The organism is Streptomyces spectabilis, assembly GCF_008704795.1.
Taxonomy (GTDB): Bacteria; Actinomycetota; Actinomycetes; order Streptomycetales; family Streptomycetaceae; genus Streptomyces; species Streptomyces spectabilis.
Window position 1 is genome coordinate 4,913,258 of record NZ_CP023690.1, and the last position, 17,830, is coordinate 4,931,087.

At 69.6% G+C, this 17,830-nt stretch carries 19 protein-coding genes; 9 read left to right on the plus strand and 10 right to left on the minus strand.

The features are described 5' to 3' along the window. Positions 1-11: 11 nt before the first annotated feature. Positions 12-1,730 (minus strand): globin domain-containing protein, encoded by a 1,719-nt coding sequence (locus CP982_RS21385; protein WP_150512008.1) that lies wholly within the window; start codon positions 1,728-1,730, stop codon positions 12-14. A 350-nt stretch (positions 1,731-2,080) separates the two neighbouring features. Next, a complete protein-coding gene (locus CP982_RS21390; RefSeq protein WP_150512009.1) occupies positions 2,081-2,752 on the minus strand; it encodes an HAD family hydrolase in 672 nt (223 codons plus the stop codon). A 76-nt stretch (positions 2,753-2,828) separates the two neighbouring features. Between CP982_RS21390 and CP982_RS21395 the strand changes: the two genes are divergently transcribed. Together CP982_RS21395 and CP982_RS21400 are read left to right on the plus strand one after the other, a co-directional pair. Next, on the plus strand, positions 2,829-3,410 hold the full coding sequence (locus CP982_RS21395) for a DUF2269 domain-containing protein (protein ID WP_150515619.1): 582 nt from the start codon (positions 2,829-2,831) through the stop codon (positions 3,408-3,410). A 5-nt stretch (positions 3,411-3,415) separates the two neighbouring features. Continuing rightward, positions 3,416-4,294 (plus strand): GNAT family N-acetyltransferase, encoded by an 879-nt coding sequence (locus tag CP982_RS21400; RefSeq protein ID WP_150512010.1) that lies wholly within the window; start codon positions 3,416-3,418, stop codon positions 4,292-4,294. Positions 4,295-4,399: 105 nt separating this feature from the next. Here the strand turns inward: CP982_RS21400 and CP982_RS21405 are convergent, their stop codons facing one another. Both CP982_RS21405 and CP982_RS21410 read right to left on the minus strand, forming a co-directional pair. Beyond that, positions 4,400-4,831 (minus strand): GlcG/HbpS family heme-binding protein, encoded by a 432-nt coding sequence (locus tag CP982_RS21405; RefSeq protein ID WP_150512011.1) that lies wholly within the window; start codon positions 4,829-4,831, stop codon positions 4,400-4,402. 84 nt (positions 4,832-4,915) lie between these two features. Then, on the minus strand, positions 4,916-6,127 hold the full coding sequence (locus CP982_RS21410) for an MFS transporter (RefSeq protein ID WP_150512012.1): 1,212 nt from the start codon (positions 6,125-6,127) through the stop codon (positions 4,916-4,918). 146 nt (positions 6,128-6,273) lie between these two features. Here CP982_RS21410 and CP982_RS21415 point away from each other — a divergent pair, with 146 nt between their 5' ends. Both CP982_RS21415 and CP982_RS21420 read left to right on the plus strand, forming a co-directional pair. Then, complete coding sequence (locus CP982_RS21415; protein WP_150512013.1) at positions 6,274-6,732, plus strand: MarR family winged helix-turn-helix transcriptional regulator; 459 nt, start codon at positions 6,274-6,276, stop codon at positions 6,730-6,732. A 91-nt stretch (positions 6,733-6,823) separates the two neighbouring features. Continuing rightward, positions 6,824-7,276: a GNAT family N-acetyltransferase gene (locus CP982_RS21420; protein WP_150512014.1), complete on the plus strand. Its 453-nt coding sequence runs from the start codon at positions 6,824-6,826 to the stop codon at positions 7,274-7,276. Between the two features lie 197 nt (positions 7,277-7,473). On the opposite strand, the gene CP982_RS21425 is transcribed toward CP982_RS21420, so the two are convergent. After that, on the minus strand, positions 7,474-8,847 hold the full coding sequence (locus CP982_RS21425; protein WP_150512015.1) for a serine hydrolase domain-containing protein: 1,374 nt from the start codon (positions 8,845-8,847) through the stop codon (positions 7,474-7,476). Positions 8,848-9,041: 194 nt separating this feature from the next. Here CP982_RS21425 and CP982_RS21430 point away from each other — a divergent pair, with 194 nt between their 5' ends. The 3 genes from CP982_RS21430 (at position 9,042) to CP982_RS21440 (ending at position 11,911) form a co-directional block, all read left to right on the plus strand. Further along, the gene (locus CP982_RS21430; RefSeq protein ID WP_150512016.1) at positions 9,042-9,914 is read left to right on the plus strand and encodes an RNA polymerase sigma-70 factor; all 873 of its coding nucleotides are present in this window, start codon (positions 9,042-9,044) and stop codon (positions 9,912-9,914) included. 115 nt (positions 9,915-10,029) lie between these two features. Then, positions 10,030-11,160 (plus strand): NAD(P)/FAD-dependent oxidoreductase, encoded by a 1,131-nt coding sequence (locus CP982_RS21435; RefSeq protein WP_150512017.1) that lies wholly within the window; start codon positions 10,030-10,032, stop codon positions 11,158-11,160. 187 nt (positions 11,161-11,347) lie between these two features. Beyond that, positions 11,348-11,911: a dihydrofolate reductase family protein gene (locus tag CP982_RS21440; RefSeq protein ID WP_150512018.1), complete on the plus strand. Its 564-nt coding sequence runs from the start codon at positions 11,348-11,350 to the stop codon at positions 11,909-11,911. Positions 11,912-11,942: 31 nt separating this feature from the next. Here CP982_RS21440 and dnaB read toward each other — a convergent pair whose 3' ends face one another. Beyond that, entirely contained in the window at positions 11,943-13,406 is a 1,464-nt protein-coding gene (gene dnaB, locus CP982_RS21445) for a replicative DNA helicase (protein ID WP_150512019.1), read from the minus strand. A gap of 460 nt (positions 13,407-13,866) precedes the next feature. On the opposite strand from dnaB, the gene CP982_RS21450 reads away from it, so the two are divergent. Next, complete coding sequence (locus CP982_RS21450) at positions 13,867-15,204, plus strand: MATE family efflux transporter (protein WP_150512020.1); 1,338 nt, start codon at positions 13,867-13,869, stop codon at positions 15,202-15,204. Positions 15,205-15,366: 162 nt separating this feature from the next. On the opposite strand, the gene rplI is transcribed toward CP982_RS21450, so the two are convergent. The 4 genes from rplI to rpsF form a co-directional block, all read right to left on the minus strand. Beyond that, positions 15,367-15,813 (minus strand): 50S ribosomal protein L9, encoded by a 447-nt coding sequence (gene rplI / locus CP982_RS21455; protein ID WP_150512021.1) that lies wholly within the window; start codon positions 15,811-15,813, stop codon positions 15,367-15,369. 18 nt (positions 15,814-15,831) lie between these two features. After that, on the minus strand, positions 15,832-16,068 hold the full coding sequence (gene rpsR / locus CP982_RS21460) for a 30S ribosomal protein S18 (RefSeq protein WP_003949403.1): 237 nt from the start codon (positions 16,066-16,068) through the stop codon (positions 15,832-15,834). Positions 16,069-16,140: 72 nt separating this feature from the next. Beyond that, a complete protein-coding gene (locus tag CP982_RS21465; protein ID WP_150512022.1) occupies positions 16,141-16,734 on the minus strand; it encodes a single-stranded DNA-binding protein in 594 nt (197 codons plus the stop codon). Positions 16,735-16,835: 101 nt separating this feature from the next. Further along, on the minus strand, positions 16,836-17,126 hold the full coding sequence (gene rpsF, locus CP982_RS21470; protein WP_006604399.1) for a 30S ribosomal protein S6: 291 nt from the start codon (positions 17,124-17,126) through the stop codon (positions 16,836-16,838). A 309-nt stretch (positions 17,127-17,435) separates the two neighbouring features. Here rpsF and CP982_RS21475 point away from each other — a divergent pair, with 309 nt between their 5' ends. After that, a complete protein-coding gene (locus CP982_RS21475) occupies positions 17,436-17,747 on the plus strand; it encodes a hypothetical protein (RefSeq protein ID WP_150512023.1) in 312 nt (103 codons plus the stop codon). Positions 17,748-17,830: the final 83 nt, after the last annotated feature.

Below are 17,830 nucleotides of genomic sequence, written 5' to 3' on the forward strand. Positions count from 1 at the left end.
TGCCCCAGCGGTCAGCCACCCGCGGAGACCAGTTCCTCCACGGAGTCGTGCCTGATCCGGCCCGCCGGTATGCCCACCTCCCGCAGCGCGTCGACGCCGCTGCGGATCATTCCGGGCGGGCCTGACAGATACGCGTCGTACTCGTTCCACGGGCCGTACTCGCGTACGGCGTCCGGCAGTTGCGCGCGGGTGTCGACGACGGGGCGGACGGCCAGCCACGGGTGGGTCCGCTGGAGCCGCAGCATGGTGTCGATGTCGTACAGGTCGTGGTTGGTGCGGGCGCCGTAGAAGACCTCGACGGGGCGCCGCCTGCCGTGTTCGGCGACGTCCTCCACGAGGGCCTTGATAGGCGCGATGCCGGTTCCACCGCCGAGACAGAGCAGTCCGCTGTCCGTGCTGTGGTCGACGGTCATGGAGCCGGACGGCGGGCCGAGCCGGAGCACGTCGCCGGGGCGCGCGTGGTGCACGAGCGCGTTGGAGACCCAGCCCGCCGGGATCGCCTTGACGTGGAAGGAGAGCAGCCCGTCGGAGCGGGGCGCCGACGCGAAGGAGTAGTGCCGCCAGATGCGCGGCCACCATGGGGTCTCCAGGCTCGTGTACTGCCCGGCGAGGAAGGGGTAGGGCTGGTCGGGGCGGACGGTGATGACGGCGATGTCGGGCGTCCGCAGGTCGTGCGCGACCACCTCGGCGTACCACCACGCCGGCGCGCGCAGTTCGTCCTCCGCCGCCGCGTCGATCATCACCTGGGAGATCGTCGTGTACGTACGGACCCACGCGGCCTCGGTGTCGTCGTCCCAGACCGCGCCCGCGTACCGGCTCAGCGCCCCGATCAGGCACTCCCCGACGGCCGGGTAGTGCTCGGCCTGCGTGCCGTACTTGCGGTGCCCGCGGCCGAGGTTGCGCAGATAGTCGACGAGGACGTCGGTCTCGTCGATGTGCTCCGCGGCGGTCAGCAGAGCCGTCAGGAGCCGGTCGCGCTGGGTGTCCATCGCCGCGGGGAACAGCGCGCGCAGGTCGGGGTGGCGGGTGAAGAGCAGCGCGTAGAAGTACGAGGTGACCTTGTCGGCGATGGGAGCGACCTCGGCCATGGTGCGCTGCACGAGCACGGCGTCGGGTGACGGGGCAGGCTCGGGGGAGGCCTGCGGGAAGTCGGGCCGGGCCGTAGCAGTGCCGTCCGGGCCCGCGTCCGCCTCGGCCGTGACCGCCTCTTCGGGCGCCGGACGCCCGGCCGTGGCCTCGGCCTCCGCCCCCGGAACCTCGACCGCGTCTTCAGGTTCCGGAAGTGCCTCCGTACTGCTGTCAGCGGCACCAACCTCGGTGTCCTCGGGGCCCGTTGGCACGCTCTCCGCCGCCGTCCGGCGAGAAGGCTCGACCACCGTACGGAGGGACGTTTCCGGCACGCGCTCCTGGGCTGCTTCCGGAGTCGGCTCCGGCGGGGCGGACCCGGCAGGGGGTATTCGCCCGGCCCCGGGAGCCATGGCGGCCGGTCTGCCGAGGGGCCGTATGGTCGCTACCCGCCGCCCCTCGGGCGCCTGGGGATGGCCGGCCTCGGGCCCGCCCTGCCCCTGCTCGGCGTGGTCTGGGCCGTCCGCGCCCCCGTCGGAGGCAGCGGCCGCCTCCGGCCGCTCCGGCGGCCTCCGTGGCGTGAACCAGCCGCCGCCGTGCCCGGAAGTGCCGTTGCCCGCCGACGTGGTGGTCGGAGCGTCCATGCTGTGCCTCGCCTCGAACATCTCTCAGTCGGTCCGCGCACTTCCCCACCGGAAGGTGCTTGCTTCCCCGCCTTGCCTCGGCAACCCATGTTGATCACATTGAACCTTGATGCCCCACGCCTTACGGACAAGTAGGGAAAGAATGTGACATTGGCCGCAGTCACCTCTCCCGCAGCATCGCATCCGTGCCCGTCACGCGGGGCCCTTAGCCGGAAGAACGGGTTGTCGATCTCTCTACCCCGTTAAACTTTGCTGATCCGTGCGCGCCTTCAGGGGTGCGCCTCCCGCGCACCCGGCGCGCACCGGAACCCATCCGGCTTGAACCGGACTCGACCATACCGGCAGCCGTCGAACACACAAGTGCTCTTCCTTCATTCGGAATTCTGGAATCCGCACTCTCCGATTGCCTCCATTGCCGACGTGCGCACCAGTTCGTACGCCTGTCGCAAATCCCTCCCGACATAGGAGTGCGTGGCCAGGTCGACCAGCCGCGGATCCGCGTTGACCGCGACCGAAACCGGCACGGCGGCGAACAGATCCAGGTCGGACAGTGAGTCTCCATAGGCAACGCAGTCGTCCTTGGCCACGCCGAACTCTTCACAGAGCCGGTTCGCGATCTTCACCTTCGCCGCCGCGTTGAGGATGCCGGTGGGATCCATGGGCTCGCTGAACGGCACCGAGGGGAACCGGGAGCCGTGCGCGGCATGGGTGCCCCAGCCGAGGAGCCGTTCGACGAAGAACGAGGGCGAGAGCGAGACGACGGCGCAGTAGTCGCCGTTCGCCCGGATCTCGGCCCAGGTGTCCTGGATGCCGGACAGCCAGGGCGCCCCGTCGAAGGCCAGGCCCACCTGGGCATCGGTGAGATCCGCCCACAGCGCATGGACCCGTACTCCGTACTGGATCGAATCGATACGCCCCGAGATGAAATCCCGTTCAAGTGCGGCTATTTCTTGCTCCAGGCCCAGTTGCCGGGATATCTCCACCGGCGCCGCAGTGCCGTACAGCAGCGTTCCGTCCAGGTCAAAGAGGTGTAGGCGTGCCATGTACGCCGAGACTAGTACCCGCGGTTACTCCCGCTGTCAGACGCCGAAGTCCGCCGCTCCCGGCACCGTGTTTCACGTGAAACTACGTCGCCCCGCACGCCGGGCCACACTCGTTGTCCATGTCGCCGCCTCGGCCGGCTGGCTCGGGCTCACCCTCGGGCTGCTCGCACTCGCCACGGCTGCGATCACCACGGATTCCCATCCGACCATTGACGCTTCCGTCCGCGCGATGAAGGTCTTCACCGACTGGCTCGTACTCCCCTTGGCGCTGCTCACCCTGCTGAGCGGTCTGCTGCTCTCGCTCGGCACGTCCTGGGGTCTCGCCCGCCATCGCTGGGTGTACACGAAGTTCTGGCTGACACTGGCGACGACGGTCGCGTCGGCCTTCGCGCTGCGGCCAGGGATCAACGAAGCGGCCGCGACCGTGTCCGCGGGGGACGCACCGGCCAGTTCGACCGACCTCATCATGGGGCCGATCGTCTCCCTCAGCGCCTACCTCTTCATGACGGTCATCTCCGTGCTCAAGCCCTGGGGACAGACCCGGCGCGGCCGTCGCCTCCGCGCCGCTCACCAGCGTGGTCAGAGACAACTCGCCGAAAAGCAGAGTGCTTCTCCCCACAAAGAGGTGGACGCCGAGGTCATGCGTCAGACAGCCTGACCCGCGTGTCGACACCTACCCTCTCCGCACTGCCCATCCGCAAGCTCACCCCCCGCGACCTCACCGCCTGCGCCGATCTGTCCGAGGACCGCGGCTGGCCCCGCGAGGAACACAAATGGGGGCTGCTCCTCTCGGCCGGAACGGGCTACGGCATCGACGACCCCGACCGCCCCGGCCTCGTCGCCGCGTGCGTCGTGACGCAGTACGGACCGTACGAAAACCCAGGACTCTCGGCGATCGGCATGGTGCTGGTCGCCGAACGGCACGCCCGCAAAGGCATCGGCCGCCATCTGATGCGCTACGTCGTCGAGGCCGCGGGCACCACCCCGCTGACCCTGCACGCGACGCCCAACGGCCGTCCCCTCTATGAACAGCTCGGCTTCAAGACGATCGGCCGGGCCGAGATGGTCCGCGGCCGCTTCGCCGCCGAAGGCCCGGAGGGCGAGGTACCGGGCATCGTCACCCGGGCGGCGGCCGCGGAGGACCTGCCCACCCTGATCCGGCTCGACACAGAGGTCTTCGGGCTCGACCGCACCCCCATCCTCACCCGCCTCCCGGCCTTCACCGACCTGCTGCGGGTCGCGGAGGCGGACGGCGAGATCGTCGGCTACGCGGGGGCCTGGCCGAACATGGAGACCCACGTCGTCGGCCCGCTGATCGCCAGGGACACGGACACGGCCAAGGCGCTCATCGCCTCACTCGGCGCCCGGACCGACCGCCCGCTGCGCACGGACATCGACGTCCGCCACGAGGAACTGCTCGCATGGGTCAAGGCGCGTGGCCTGGAGTCGGTCGCCTTCAACTCCGTGATGGCGTACGGGATTCCGGAGCTGGGCGGCGACTGGACGCGCCGATTCGCTCCGCTGACGGTGGCGGCAGGCTGACCACACGCAGAGCCGCCTCCACGCGAAAGCCCGCCCTCACGTGCCGTGACTCTTCCGGCAGTGAGGGCGGGCTTCTGCATGGCCCAGAGAGGGCCCATGGGGGAGCTAGGCGAGGGACTCCACGGCCGTCGTCGCGAATCCGTGGTCCTGCTCCGGGGCGCCACCGCCGACACCGATGGCACCGATGAGACGGCCGTCGCGGTGGACGGGCAGGCCGCCCGCGATAAACAGCATCGGCCGGTCGAGGGCCGTCGGCAGCGTGTGGAAGAGGCCGCCGGGCTGGACGGCGTCGACGAGGTCTGCGGTCGGGGCGTTCAACTGGAGCGCGGTGTACGCCTTGCGGGTGCTGGTCTCGCCGGAGATCAGCACCGCCCGGTCGTCGCGCCGGAAGGCGAGCAGATGGCCACCGGCGTCGAGGACGGTGACGCTGACCGTGACTCCGGCGGCGTCGGCGGCACGGTGCGCGGCGCTCACGAGGGCCTCGGCGTCGGCGATGGTCAGCGGGGCGACGGCGGTGGGGGCGGGGGTGGTGCTCACGAGGGGTCTCTCCTTGGCGGAACGGTGTTTCGGTGATGCCCCTCGCCCCGGGCCGGGGGAAGCCGGGGCGAGGGAGACTTGGGGTCAGCGGTGGGCAGCGACCGCCGGCTCGGGCATGGGCGTGGCGCCCGTGACGACCTTGGTGGGCGCGGGGGACCGGCGTTCCAGAGCGGCCGACAGGAAGGCGAGGACGAGGGCGGACGCGGCGAGCACCGCGCCGACCCAGTTCGGGGCGGTGTAGCCGAAGCCCGCGGAGATGACGATCCCGCCGAACCAGGCCGCCAGGGCGTTGCCCAGGTTGAAGGCGCCGATGTTGACGGCGGAAGCGAGCGTGGGGGCTCCGGAGGCCTGGTCGAGGACCCGCTTCTGCAGCGGCGGCACCGTGGCGAAGCCCAGCGCGCCGATCAGGACGATGGTCACCGCAGAGGCGATCTTGTTGTGCGCAGTGAGCGTGAAGACGGCGAGGACCAGGGCCAGAGCACCGAGCGAGACGTACAGCATGGGCATCAGGGCGCGGTCCGCGAACCGGCCGCCGATCAGATTGCCGGCGACCATGCCGAGACCGAAGAGGACGAGCAGCCAGGTCACCGAGGACTCCGAGTAGCCGGCGACCTCCGTCATCATCGGCGTGATGTAGGTGATGGCCGCGAACACGCCGCCGAAGCCGAGGACGGTCATCGCCATGGCGAGCAGCACCTGCACATTGCGGAACGCGCTGATCTCGTGGCGCAGGCTCACGCCTTCGGGCTTGGGCAGGTCCGGCACGAGCTTGGCGACACCGACGAGGCCGACCACGCCCAGGGCGGCGACGATGACGAAGGTGAACCGCCAGCCGATGGCCTGGCCGACGAACGTACCGAGCGGGACGCCGACCACGTTGGCCACGGTCAGGCCCGAGAACATGGTGGCGATCGCCCCGGCCTTCTTCTCGGGGGCGACCAGCTCGGCCGCGACGACCGAGCCGATGCCGAAGAAGGCACCGTGGGCGAGGGAGGCGACGACGCGTCCGGCGACCATCACGCCGAAGGCCGGTGCGACGGCCGAGAGCAGATTGCCCGCGATGAACAGGCCCATCAGCAGCATCAGCATCCGCTTGCGCGAGATGCGGGTGCCGAGGGCGGTCATCAGCGGGGCACCGAGCACGACGCCCAGGGCGTAGCCGGTCACGAGGAACCCTGCGGTCGGGATGGAGACGTCGAAGTCACCCGCGACCTCGGGAAGCAGTCCCATGATCACGAACTCGGTGGTCCCGATTCCGAAGGCCCCGATCGCCAGGGCCAGAAGCGCGAGAGGCATGGAGCTACCTTCCAAACGATTGCGGGAGCACTTAACGTGCGTCCACAATAGTTGCAGACGCGGGATAATTGCAAGCGCTGGATATTGCAGCGGTGGACTATCCTGGACGCAGCCGCTCCGGGACGCAGGAAGACGGAGGAACAGCCATGACAGCGACCGACCCCGCACTCACCGCGCTGGCCCAGGGCTGGTGCGCGCTCTCCCTGCTCCACGGGAAGATCGAGTCCCATGTGGAGCGGGCGCTCCAGGCCAAGCACGGCCTGAGCGTGCGGGAGTACAGCCTGCTCGACGTGCTCAGCCGCCAGCACGACGGCGAAGGCGGCCATCTGCAGATGAAGCAGGTCGCCGATGCCGTGGTCCTCAGCCAGAGCGCCACCACGCGCCTGGTCACCCGCCTTGAGGACCGCGGTCTCCTCTCGCGCTATCTGTGCCCGACTGACCGGCGCGGCATCTACACGAACGTCAGCGAGAGCGGCTTTCAGCTCCTCGCCGAGGCGCGGCCCACCAACGACACGGCCCTGCGCGAGGCCCTGGACGAGGCCGCGCGGAACCCCGAGCTCGCCCCGCTGGTCAGGGTCGTCGAAACGGCGCGCGTGCCCGCGTGAGACACGGGCCCCCGGACCGGGCTCGAAGGAGCACGCGAGGCCACCGCAGACCCCAACGGCTCACGCAGGGGCCTGCGCATAGGCTGCGGCCATGGGAGATCTTGAGATACGACCTGCCGTCACCGATGACATCCCCGCGATCGTGGCCATGCTGGCGGACGATCCCCTGGGCGCCCAGCGCGAGTCACTGGACGACCTCAGCCCGTACTTCCCCGCCTTCCAGCGGCTCGCCGAGGACCCGAACCAGCATCTGGTCGTCGCCGTCCGCGAAGGCCGTGTGGTCGGCACGCTCCAGCTCACGATCATTCCGGGCCTGTCCCGGAAGGGCGCCACGCGGTCGATCATCGAGGCCGTGCGGGTGCACGCAGAGGAGCGGGGCAGCGGCCTCGGCACCCGGTTCATCGAGTGGGCCGTCGATGAATCCCGGCGCCAGGGCTGCCAGTTGGTGCAGCTGACCTCGGACGCCACCCGCACCGACGCGCATCGCTTCTACGAGCGCCTGGGGTTCACGGCCTCGCACGTGGGCTTCAAGCTCCAGCTCTGAAGCGGGTGGCGAAACTCCTGAGCGGCCGCTGACGGGGCTTCTGAACGCGGAACGCGGCGTCTGACGCGGCGTCTGCCACCGGCTACTGCCCCGGCTTCGAACGCGGCTTCTGACGTGCGAGGCGAAGCGCACCAGGGTGCCCTGCTGCCCTGTTTCACGTGAAACAGGGCAGCAGCCCGGTCCTTGCCTCTCCCGGCCTATGCGAGGCCCCGCCACCCCTCCGGGTCCACCCCGCCGGGCACCGGCGCCTTCGCGTCGTACGGCTCTCGCGTAAAGACGAACGATCCCAGGTCGAGGTGGCTCACCGAGCCGTCCGGCCGTCGGACGGCTCGCAGGAGCTCCCCCGCGTAGTACCCGTCGAGCCCGGTCCATGTCCCGTCCCCGTTCGGCCGGAACCGCGAGCCACGGCCGCCGCCCGCCAGCGGGCCCAGCTGGACCGCGCCATCTGCCGCGAGGCGCAGCACCTGCGTGCTCGTCCCCCAATGCCAGGGCCCGGTCAGCTCCAGCACGGACGGGTCGACCTCGGGCAGCGGCCGCCACGGCTCGGGGATGCGCGGCTCCGCCTCCGCCACGATCCGTACGAGCTCAGCCGCCACCGTGGCCACCGGGAGCCCGGAGGTGCAGTTGGCGAGGACCACGGCCGCGACATCGTCCTCTTCGCAGGTCCAGAGGCTGGCGACGAAGCCCGGCAGCGAACCCGTGTGACCGATGAGCGCGCCGCCGCTGAACCGCACGATGCTGACGCCGAGCCCGTACGTCTGCTCCGTGTCACCGAGCTCCGCGACCGCCGCCGGCGCCTTCATCTCCCGGACCGAGTCGAGACAGAGCACACGGTCATCGCCGCGCATCAGGAACACGGCGAAGCGCGCCAGATCAGCCGTCGTCGACCACAGCTGCCCGGCGGGAGCCATCAGACCCAAGTCCTCCACGGGCTCGGGCAGCAGCACATCGGCCCACGGATGCACAGCCCAGCCGCCCGCGCTCGGAGCCATCGGCTGCCCACTCGTACGGTTCAGGCCGAGCGGCTCCAAGACCTCCCTGCGCAGCACGTCCTCCCACGGCGCACCACGCAGCGCCTCGATCAGCGAACCCAGCAGTGTGTAGCCGGGGTTGGAGTAGTGGAATCGGCGCCCGACAGGATGCTTGAAGGGCTGCTCCCCGAGGACGTCACTCAGCTCGGGTCGCAGTGACGCGGGGCTGCGCTCCCACCACTGCCCCGGCGTCTCGGCCGCGAGACCGCCCCGGTGCGACAGGAGTTCGGCGATGGTGACCTCACCGACGCCAGTACCCGGCAGATGCTTCTCCAGGGGATCGGCGAGATCGAGCACACCCTCGTCGCGCAGCCGCATCACCAGGACGGCGGTGAACGTCTTGGTGATCGATCCAATGCGGTACTGGACGTTCTCGTCCGGCCCATGGCCATCGACCGAGGTACGGCTCCCCGTCCACACCAGCTCGCCTCCGCGTACGACGGCAGCGACCAGGGACGGTGCTCGCCCCTCCGTCTGAGCAGTGGCAATCCGATGCGTCAGGGCCCGTCGGGTAGCGGGAAGCAGCTCTTCGTTAGTCATGGGGACAGTTCATACGGGCGCGTCCCCGGGCGTCGAGTCCATTACGAACGCGTCCCTGACCACCGGGACGCCGTCAGTCCGCATCCGGCCTGACCACGCCATGTTTCACGTGAAACTTCCCCCCTTGCGCACGAGCTGCTGAGCCGGAAAGGGTGGTCCTCCTGCTGGCGAGACACGATCGGAGAGCACCGCCGATGGACAGGCTGGCGACGTACGAGGAGAACCGTGCGCGGTTGTTCGGCCTCGCCTACCGGCTGCTCGGCGAGGCCGCCGAAGCCGAGGACGTGCTCCAGGACGCCTATGTGCGCTGGGCGGACAGCGGTCCGGTGGAGGTTCCCGCGGCGTGGCTGACCAAGGTGGTGACCAACCTCTGTCTGAACCGGCTGAGTTCGGCACGCGCGCGCCGTGAAAGCTATGTGGGGCCGTGGCTGCCCGAGCCGGTCTTCACCGACGGCGGGCAACTGGGCCCGTTGGAGACGGTCGAGCAGCGCGACTCGGTGTCGGTCGGACTGCTCGTCCTCCTGGAGCGGCTGACACCTGCCGAGCGCGCGGCGTTCGTCCTGCGTGAGGCCTTCGGCTATCCGCACGCGGACATCGCCGAGGTCCTGGACGTACCGGAGACACGAGTGCGCCAGTTGTACCGACGGGCTCGCGAGCACGTGCAGCAGCCACGTCGACGGTTCGTCGCGGATCCGGAGCACCGTGTGGAGATCGTGCGCCGGTTCCTGGCCGCCGCGGCGGAAGGGGACGTGGCAGGTCTCGAACAGTTGCTCGCCAAGGACGTCGTGGCGTGGGCGGACGGCGGCGGCCAGGTCTCGGCCGCGCGCCGTCCGGTCGCCGGGGCGGACAAGGTCGCCCGTCTGCTGATCGGCATCGCCGCGCACCCGCGGGCGGCCGGTGCGGCCCTGGATGTCCGTACGGTCAACGGCGGACCGGCGATCGTGGCGCATCTGGCGGGCGAGCTGATCGCCGTGCTGCATCTGGAGATCGAGAACGGCCTCGTGACGGCCGTGCGCAACGTGGTCAACCCGGCCAAGCTCGCCTTCGCGTCGGCCCAGCCCGTGTGACCGCCCGCCCCAACGTGTGTGACTCACGTCTCGCCGGCACATGTCACGGATCGGCACCCCCGTCCGGTCAACTCTTCGACGCCCCATCGTCGGCAGGCGTCGGAGGGAGAACGTCATGGCAACGCGCATCGTGGTGCTGGGAGCGGGCTACGCGGGCGTGGTCGCGGCCAAGTCGATCGCCAAGCAGCCCGGCACCCGGGTCACCTTGGTGAACGCGAGCGATCTGTTCGTCGAGCGGGTGCGGATGCACCAGGTCGCGGTGGGCCAGCCGGTGCGGCAGCGTCCGATCGCCGAGCTGCTCACGGGCTCGCCGGTGGAGTTCGTCGTCGACCGTGTCGTCGCCCTCGACACCGAACGCCGTGAGGTCGTCCTGGCCGAGGGCGCGCCCCTCGTCTACGACACGCTGGTCTACGCGCTGGGCAGCCGCGCCGCCCACGACGCCGTGCCGGGAGCGGCCGAGCACGCGTACCCGCTGGCCGTCGCCGAGGACGCCGACCGCCTGCGCGCGCGGCTGACCGCGGGCGGCAGCGTGACGGTCGTCGGCGGCGGCCTGACCGGCATCGAGGCAGCGGCCGAACTGGCCGAGACGCAGCCGGAGTTGAAGGTGCGCCTTGTCACCGGCGGCGCGTTCGGCGCGGCGCTCTCCGAGCGGGGCCGACTCCATCTGCGGCGCGTCTTCGCCCGGCTCGGCGTAGAGGTACAGGACCACGCCAGGGTCGCCGAGGTCCGCGCGGACGGCGTGCTCCTCGCCGACGGGGTACTGCTGCCCGCGGACACGGTGGTGTGGACGACAGGCTTCCGTGTGCCGGAGATCGCACGCGAGGCCGGGATCGCGTGCGACGACCACGGCCGCATGCTCGTCGACGCGACGCTGCGCTCGGTCTCGCACCCGGACGTCTACGCCATCGGCGACGCGGCCGCGGCCCGTCGGCAGGACGGGCAGGAACTGCGCATGGCCTGCGCCACCGGCCTGCCGGCGGCGGCCCACGTGGCGCAGTCGATCAGCGACCGCCTGGCGGGCCGGACCCCGCGCCCGCTGCGGTTCCGGTACGTCAACCAGTGCGTCAGCCTGGGCCGCCGCGACGGCCTCATCCAGTTCGTACGGGACGACGACAGCGCGGTCGAACGCGTGCTCACCGGCCGCGTCGCCGCCTGGTACAAGGAGTTCGTCGTCCGCGGCGCCCTGTCGGCCCAGCGCCATCCGGGCCTCGTGAAGCTGACCCCGCGCGGGCGCAAGGAGGCCTAGCCCGGCAGGCGCGTACCGCGGCCCTGTAGGGTCTCGCCGCCGATGGCATGTCGATCTTCTGCGACCTGCTGGTTCTCTGCTGTCTCACCGCGGCATCACCCGAGATCGGTCTCAGGTCGCGCACCGATGAGTTTCCCGCGCCGCGTCGGTCTGTACGCGTGAGACCGACTCACGGAAGGCTGGCGCCATGCGGAAATTGATCTACGGCATGAACCTGAGCCTGGACGGCTACATCGCCGCGCCCGGCGACGACATCGGCTGGAGCGTGCCGAGCGACGAGCTGTTCCAGTTCTGGTCCGACCAGTTGCAGGCGACCGACCTGACGCTGTACGGACGCAAGCTGTGGCAGACGATGAGCTCGTACTGGCCGACCGGCGACCAGCAGCCCAACGCGACCCCGGCGGAGATCGAGTTCGCACGCCGCTGGCGGGACATGTCGAAGGTGGTGTTCTCCTCGACGATCGACAAGGTCGACTGGAACACCCGCCTGGTCACCGGCGACGCGGTCGCCGAGATCGCCCGGCTCAAGGCCGAGGACGGCGGCCCGATGGACATCGGCGGCGCGACGCTCGCCGGGGCTGCCATGCGGGCCGGGCTGATCGACGAGTACGTGCTGGCCACCGCGCCGGTCCTGGTGGGCGGCGGCACGCCGTTCTTCACCGCGCTGGACAGCTGGGTGAACCTGAACCTGGTGGAGACGCGGACTCTTCCGTGCGGCGTGATCCTGACGAGGTACGAGACGAGGCGCTGAGAGCCCATCCGAGACCCTGCACACCCTGGGCCTACGTCTGCGCCATGTCCACGAAGCGCGAGTAGTGGCCCTGGAAGGCGACGGTGATCGTCGCCGTGGGGCCGTTACGGTGCTTGCCGACGATGATGTCCGCCTCGCCCGCGCGCGGTGACTCCTTCTCGTACGCGTCCTCGCGGTGCAGCAGGATGACCATGTCGGCGTCCTGCTCGATGGAGCCGGATTCACGCAGGTCGGAGACCTGGGGCTTCTTGTCCGTGCGCTGCTCGGGGCCACGGTTCAGCTGCGAGAGCGCGATGACCGGGACCTCCAGCTCCTTGGCGAGCAGCTTCAGGTTTCGCGACATGTCCGAGACCTCCTGCTGGCGGCTCTCGGCGCGCTTCGAACCACCGGACTGCATCAGCTGGAGATAGTCGATGATCACGAGCTTGATGTCGCTGCGCTGCTTGAGGCGGCGGCACTTCGCACGGATCTCCATCATCGACAGGTTCGGGGAGTCGTCGATGTAGAGCGGGGCCGCCGACACCTCGGGCATCCGCCGGGCGAGCCGGGTCCAGTCCTCGTCCGTCATCGTGCCGGACCGCATGTGGTGCAGCGCCACGCGCGCCTCCGCGGACAGCAGACGCATCGCGATCTCGTTGCGCCCCATTTCCAGGGAGAAGATCACGCTGGGCAGGTTGTGCTTGATGGAGGCGGCGCGCGCGAAGTCGAGGGCCAGCGTGGACTTACCCATGGCGGGGCGGGCCGCGATGACGATCATCTGGCCGGGGTGCAGACCGTTGGTGAGCGAGTCGAAGTCGGTGAAGCCCGTCGGCACACCCGTCATCTCGCCGCTGCGGGAGCCGATCGCCTCGATCTCGTCGAGGGCGCCCTCCATGATGTCGCCCAGCGGCAGATAGTCCTCGCTGGTGCGCTGCTCGGTGACGGCGTAGATCTCGGCCTGGGCGCTGTTGACGATCTCGTCGACGTCGCCGTCCGCCGCGTATCCCATCTGCGTGATGCGGGTGCCCGCCTCCACCAGACGGCGCAGGACCGCGCGCTCGTGCACGATCTCCGCGTAGTACTCGGCGTTCGCCGCGGTCGGGACCGTCTGGACCAGCGAGTGCAGATACGAGGGGCCGCCGACCTTGGTGATCTCACCGCGCTTGGTGAGCTCGGCGGCGACCGTGATGGGGTCGGCCGGCTCGCCCTTGGCGTACAGATCGAGGATCGCGGTGTAGATCGTCTCGTGGGCCGGGCGGTAGAAGTCGTGGCCCTTGAGCACCTCGACGACGTCGGCGATGGCGTCCTTCGACAGGAGCATGCCGCCGAGCACGGACTGCTCCGCGTCCAGGTCCTGGGGCGGTACGCGCTCGAAGGAGGAACTGCCTCCGTCCCAGCCCCGCTCGTGCTGCTCCTCGCGGCCCCGACCGCCGTCGCGGCGCGGGCGGGATGCGGGCAGCCGGTCCCCCGGTCCGCTGTCGGCCCACGGGTCGTCCAAGGGCTCGGAAATACTCACCGGGCCACCTCCTCCCGTCCGCCGCGCGGACCTCGCCGTGCCCCTCTTTCCTACGGCACGACACTGACAAATAAGGGGGCCCAACTCCGGTTCTGACGCGTCGGATTTGCGTGGTTTCGCCGATGACAGGACGAGGCGGGCGCCGCACAACCGTAGGCCCGTCGGCACCGTCAGCCAATCTGGTTATCCACAGGCGGTGTGGATGACTGGCCCGATGCTGTGGAGAACCCCGGGAAACCTGTGCACGGCCCGGTGGACAGCCCTGTGAACAAGCCCTCAGATGACTTTCCACAGCCGCTCTGACCTGCATCTTTACCATCCACCGGCTGTGCAGAAGAAAAACTTCCCCAGTCGGCCCAAGATCTTGTCGAACTGCGCCCGTCCGCGCGCCCACCCTCAGCTCAGGTAAGGGTCCTAAGTCAATTGCATCTCTTACCTGTGGAAGATTAGATTGGTGCTCATGACACAGGCTCCCGCGGCACCCAAGGCCGCACGGCGACGACACGACCGAGAGATCGTCGCACTCGCCGTCCCCGCCTTCGGCGCACTCGTGGCCGAGCCCCTCTTCGTCATGGCCGACAGTGCCATCGTCGGCCATCTCGGCACCGCTCAGCTCGCCGGCCTCGGCATCGCCTCGGCCCTCCTGACGACCGCCGTCAGCGTCTTCGTCTTCCTCGCGTACGCCACCACCGCCGCCGTCGCCCGCCGCGTCGGCGCCGGTGACCTCCAGGCCGCCATCCGGCAGGGCATGGACGGCATCTGGCTCGCCCTCCTGCTCGGCGCGGTCGTGATCGCCGTCGCCCTGCCCACGGCGCCCGCCCTCGTGGGCCTCTTCGGAGCCTCGGACTCGGCCACGCCGCACGCGGTCACCTATCTGAGGATCTCCGTCCTCGGCATCCCCGCGATGCTGGCCGTCCTCGCCGCCACCGGTGTCCTGCGCGGCCTTCAGGACACCAAGACCCCGCTGTATGTGGCCGTCAGCGGCTTCGTCGCCAACGGCGTGCTCAACGTGCTCCTCGTCTACGGAGCGGGCCTCGGCATCGCCGGTTCCGCCTGGGGCACCGTCCTTGCCCAGTGCGCGATGGCCGCCGTCTATCTGACCGTCGTCGTCCGCGGTGCCCGGCGCCACGGCGCCTCGCTGCGACCGGACGCCGCGGGGATCAGGGCCTGCGCCCAGGCAGGCGTCCCTCTCCTGGCGCGCACGCTCTCTCTCAAGGCGATCGTCATCATCGCCACCGCCGTGGCCGCCCGGCTCGGCGATGCCGACATAGCCGCCCACCAGATCATCCTGTCCCTGTGGAGCCTGCTGTCCTTCGCCCTCGATGCCATCGCGATCGCCGGGCAGGCCATCATCGGTCGCTATCTGGGAGCAGGTGACACCGACGGCGCCCGCGACGCCTGCCGCCGCATGGTGCAGTGGGGCTTCGCCTCGGGCGTCGTCCTCGGTCTGCTGGTCGTCCTGGCCCGGCCCGTGTTCGTCCCGCTCTTCTCCAGCGACGCCGCCGTCCAGGACGCCGCGCTGCCCGCCCTGATCGTGATAGCCCTCGCACAGCCGATCTGCGGCATCGTCTACGTGCTCGACGGTGTCCTCATGGGCGCAGGAGACGGGCCCTATCTGGCGTGGGCCATGTTGATCACCCTCGCGGTGTTCGCACCCGCTGCACTGCTCGTCCCCACGCTCGGCGGAGCGCTGACCGCCCTGTGGGTCGCGATGACGCTCATGATGACCGTGCGCATGGTCACCCTGTGGCTACGCTCGCGCTCGGGTCGCTGGATCGTCACGGGGGCCACGCGCTGAGGCGATGTTTCACGTGAAACACGGCCTCTGTTTGCGCACCATTCGCTGAGCGCCGGCCGCATACCGCGCCCCCTCCACGCACGACAAGTCCACGCATGACAAGAGGGCCGCACCCGTAGGTGCGGCCCTCTTGCTCAGTCCTGCGAGGCGCTAACGCGACACTCAGGCAGAGATGACCTCGACGTTGACCTTCGCGGCAACCTCGGGGTGCAGACGCACGGACGTCGCGTGGGCGCCCAGCGTCTTGATCGGCGCGCCCAGCTCGACACGGCGCTTGTCGACCTTCGGGCCACCGGCAGCCTCGATCGCCGAAGCGACGTCAGCCGGGGTGACGGAGCCGAAGAGACGACCGGCGTCGCCGGAGCGAACGGCCAGACGGACCTTGACGCCCTCGAGCTGGGCCTTGATCTCGTTGGCCTGCTCGATGGTCGCGATCTCGTGGATCTTGCGGGCGCGGCGGATCTGCGCCACGTCCTTCTCGCCGCCCTTGGTCCAGCGGATCGCGAAGTTCCGCGGGATCAGGTAGTTGCGAGCGTAGCCGTCCTTGACGTCGACGACGTCGCCAGCGGCGCCGAGGCCGGAGACCTCGTGGGTGAGGATGATCTTCATGTTTCGGTCACCCTTCCCTTATCGCGCGGTGGACGTGTAGGGCAGCAGCGCCATCTCACGGCTGTTCTTGACGGCCGTGGCGACGTCACGCTGGTGCTGCGTGCAGTTGCCGGTCACGCGGCGGGCACGGATCTTGCCGCGGTCGGAAATGAACTTCCGCAGCATGTTCGTGTCCTTGTAGTCCACGTACGTGACCTTGTCCTTGCAGAATGCGCAGACCTTCTTCTTAGGCTTGCGCACAGGCGGCTTCGCCATGGTGTTTCTCCTGTGTGATCAAGAAGTGTGGGTACGACCCGCCTTCTCGTCCCGGGCGCTGGGCCCTGGGTCCTAGAAGGGGGGTTCGTCCGAGTAGCCGCCGCCGGAGCCGCCGGAGCTTCCGCCCCAGCCGCCACCGCCGCCGCCCTGCTGGCCGCCACCGGCCGGCGCACCGGTCGCCCAGGGGTCGTCGGCGGGAGCACCGCCGCCGCCCTGCTGCTGACCGCCGCCGGAGCTTCCGCCCCAGTTGCCGCCCTGCTGGCCGCCGCCACCGCCGCCGTATCCACCCTGGCCGCCTCGACCGGTGGTCTTGGTGACCTTGGCCGTGGCGGTCTTCAGGCTGGCGCCGACTTCCTCGACGTCCAGCTCGTAGACCGTGCGCTTGACGCCCTCACGGTCCTCGTAGGACCGCTGCTTCAGCCGGCCCTGCACGATGACGCGCATGCCTCGCTGGAGCGACTCCGCGACGTTCTCCGCCGCCTGACGCCAGACCGAGCAGGTCAGGAACAGGCCTTCGCCGTCCTTCCACTCATTGGTCTGCTTGTCGAAGATGCGGGGAGTGGACGCGACGCGGAACTTCGCGACCGCCGCACCGGACGGGGTGAAGCGCAGCTCGGGGTCGTCGACAAGATTGCCGACGACCGTGATGACGGTCTCGCCTGCCATTGGGGGAACCTCTCGGCGGGTTTGCTGCTGGCTGCTGGTGCTGCTACTCGAATCCCGAGTGCCGCCGAGCCTCTCGGCTCAACGGATCTGAGCCAGGGGGCTCAGTGGGTCTCGGGACGGAGGACCTTGGTCCGGAGGACCGACTCGTTCAGGTTCATCTGGCGGTCGAGCTCCTTGACGACCGCAGGCTCGGCCTGCAGGTCGATGACCGAGTAGATGCCCTCGGGCTTCTTCTTGATCTCGTACGAGAGACGACGACGGCCCCAGGTGTCGACCTTCTCGACCTTTCCGTTGCCCTCACGGACGACGGAGAGGAAGTTCTCGATCAGCGGGGAGACAGCGCGCTCCTCGAGATCGGGGTCGAGGATGACCATCACCTCGTAGTGACGCATGTGGAACCCACCTCCTTTGGACTCAGCGGCCACGGTCGTTCCGTGGCAGGAGGGTCGTGATGCGTACGCAACGGTATCGGCCGCCACTGACAATCGACCGCCCCGAGCGGAGATCCGAGGGGGAGCCGTGCCGTGTGGCTGTACCAGTCAGTGACGGATCAGTGACTGGCCTGGGCAGACACCGGTGCAGACGGTACAGACTACCCGCACCTAGGCTTCCGGTTGAAATCCGGCGGCGGGCGGGCAGAATCTGTACACATCGGGTGTGTATGGCGCTACGATGCGCTGCCTTCCGCAGGAGGTGTCTCCATGGCACAGACATTGCGACGTGACACCGCCGGCTCTCTCTTCGCGACCGACGGCAAGCCCCATCCCCTCCAGGACACACTGCTCGGCGTCACGCTGATCCTCGGCGCGATCGCCTTCGTGTCCGCGATGTTCCACAACCTCCATCTGCTCAGTTCCTGGACCGGCCTGGTGGGCATCGCCACCGGCGCGTACGGGCAGTTCATCTCGGTGACGACACGGGAACGCTTCTTCCTCATCGTCGGACTCGGGGCCTGTGCGATGGGCTTCTTCCTGGGCATGGCGCACGGCGGCCTCTTCGGCGGACTCTGGTGACCGGCGACGGCCGCGGATGAGCGATCCGGGGCCGCACGGCCTTCTCCGGACCGGCCGTTGACCGATCCGCACCACCCCTGGTC

Excerpts from the sequence above, each read along its gene's own strand:
- CP982_RS21425 (WP_150512015.1), bottom strand. The coding sequence starts at position 8,847 with ATGACTAACGAAGAGCTGCTTCCCGCTACCCGACGGGCCCTGACGCAT.
- CP982_RS21430 (WP_150512016.1), top strand. The coding sequence starts at position 9,042 with ATGGACAGGCTGGCGACGTACGAGGAGAACCGTGCGCGGTTGTTCGGC.
- CP982_RS21415 (WP_150512013.1), top strand. The coding sequence starts at position 6,274 with ATGACAGCGACCGACCCCGCACTCACCGCGCTGGCCCAGGGCTGGTGC.
- CP982_RS21435 (WP_150512017.1), top strand. The coding sequence starts at position 10,030 with ATGGCAACGCGCATCGTGGTGCTGGGAGCGGGCTACGCGGGCGTGGTC.
- CP982_RS21440 (WP_150512018.1), top strand. The coding sequence starts at position 11,348 with ATGCGGAAATTGATCTACGGCATGAACCTGAGCCTGGACGGCTACATC.
- CP982_RS21450 (WP_150512020.1), top strand. The coding sequence starts at position 13,867 with ATGACACAGGCTCCCGCGGCACCCAAGGCCGCACGGCGACGACACGAC.
- rpsF (WP_006604399.1), bottom strand. The coding sequence starts at position 17,126 with ATGCGTCACTACGAGGTGATGGTCATCCTCGACCCCGATCTCGAGGAG.
- CP982_RS21465 (WP_150512022.1), bottom strand. The coding sequence starts at position 16,734 with ATGGCAGGCGAGACCGTCATCACGGTCGTCGGCAATCTTGTCGACGAC.
- rpsR (WP_003949403.1), bottom strand. The coding sequence starts at position 16,068 with ATGGCGAAGCCGCCTGTGCGCAAGCCTAAGAAGAAGGTCTGCGCATTC.
- rplI (WP_150512021.1), bottom strand. The coding sequence starts at position 15,813 with ATGAAGATCATCCTCACCCACGAGGTCTCCGGCCTCGGCGCCGCTGGC.
- CP982_RS21390 (WP_150512009.1), bottom strand. The coding sequence starts at position 2,752 with ATGGCACGCCTACACCTCTTTGACCTGGACGGAACGCTGCTGTACGGC.
- CP982_RS21475 (WP_150512023.1), top strand. The coding sequence starts at position 17,436 with ATGGCACAGACATTGCGACGTGACACCGCCGGCTCTCTCTTCGCGACC.
- CP982_RS21385 (WP_150512008.1), bottom strand. The coding sequence starts at position 1,730 with ATGTTCGAGGCGAGGCACAGCATGGACGCTCCGACCACCACGTCGGCG.
- CP982_RS21420 (WP_150512014.1), top strand. The coding sequence starts at position 6,824 with ATGGGAGATCTTGAGATACGACCTGCCGTCACCGATGACATCCCCGCG.
- CP982_RS21410 (WP_150512012.1), bottom strand. The coding sequence starts at position 6,127 with ATGCCTCTCGCGCTTCTGGCCCTGGCGATCGGGGCCTTCGGAATCGGG.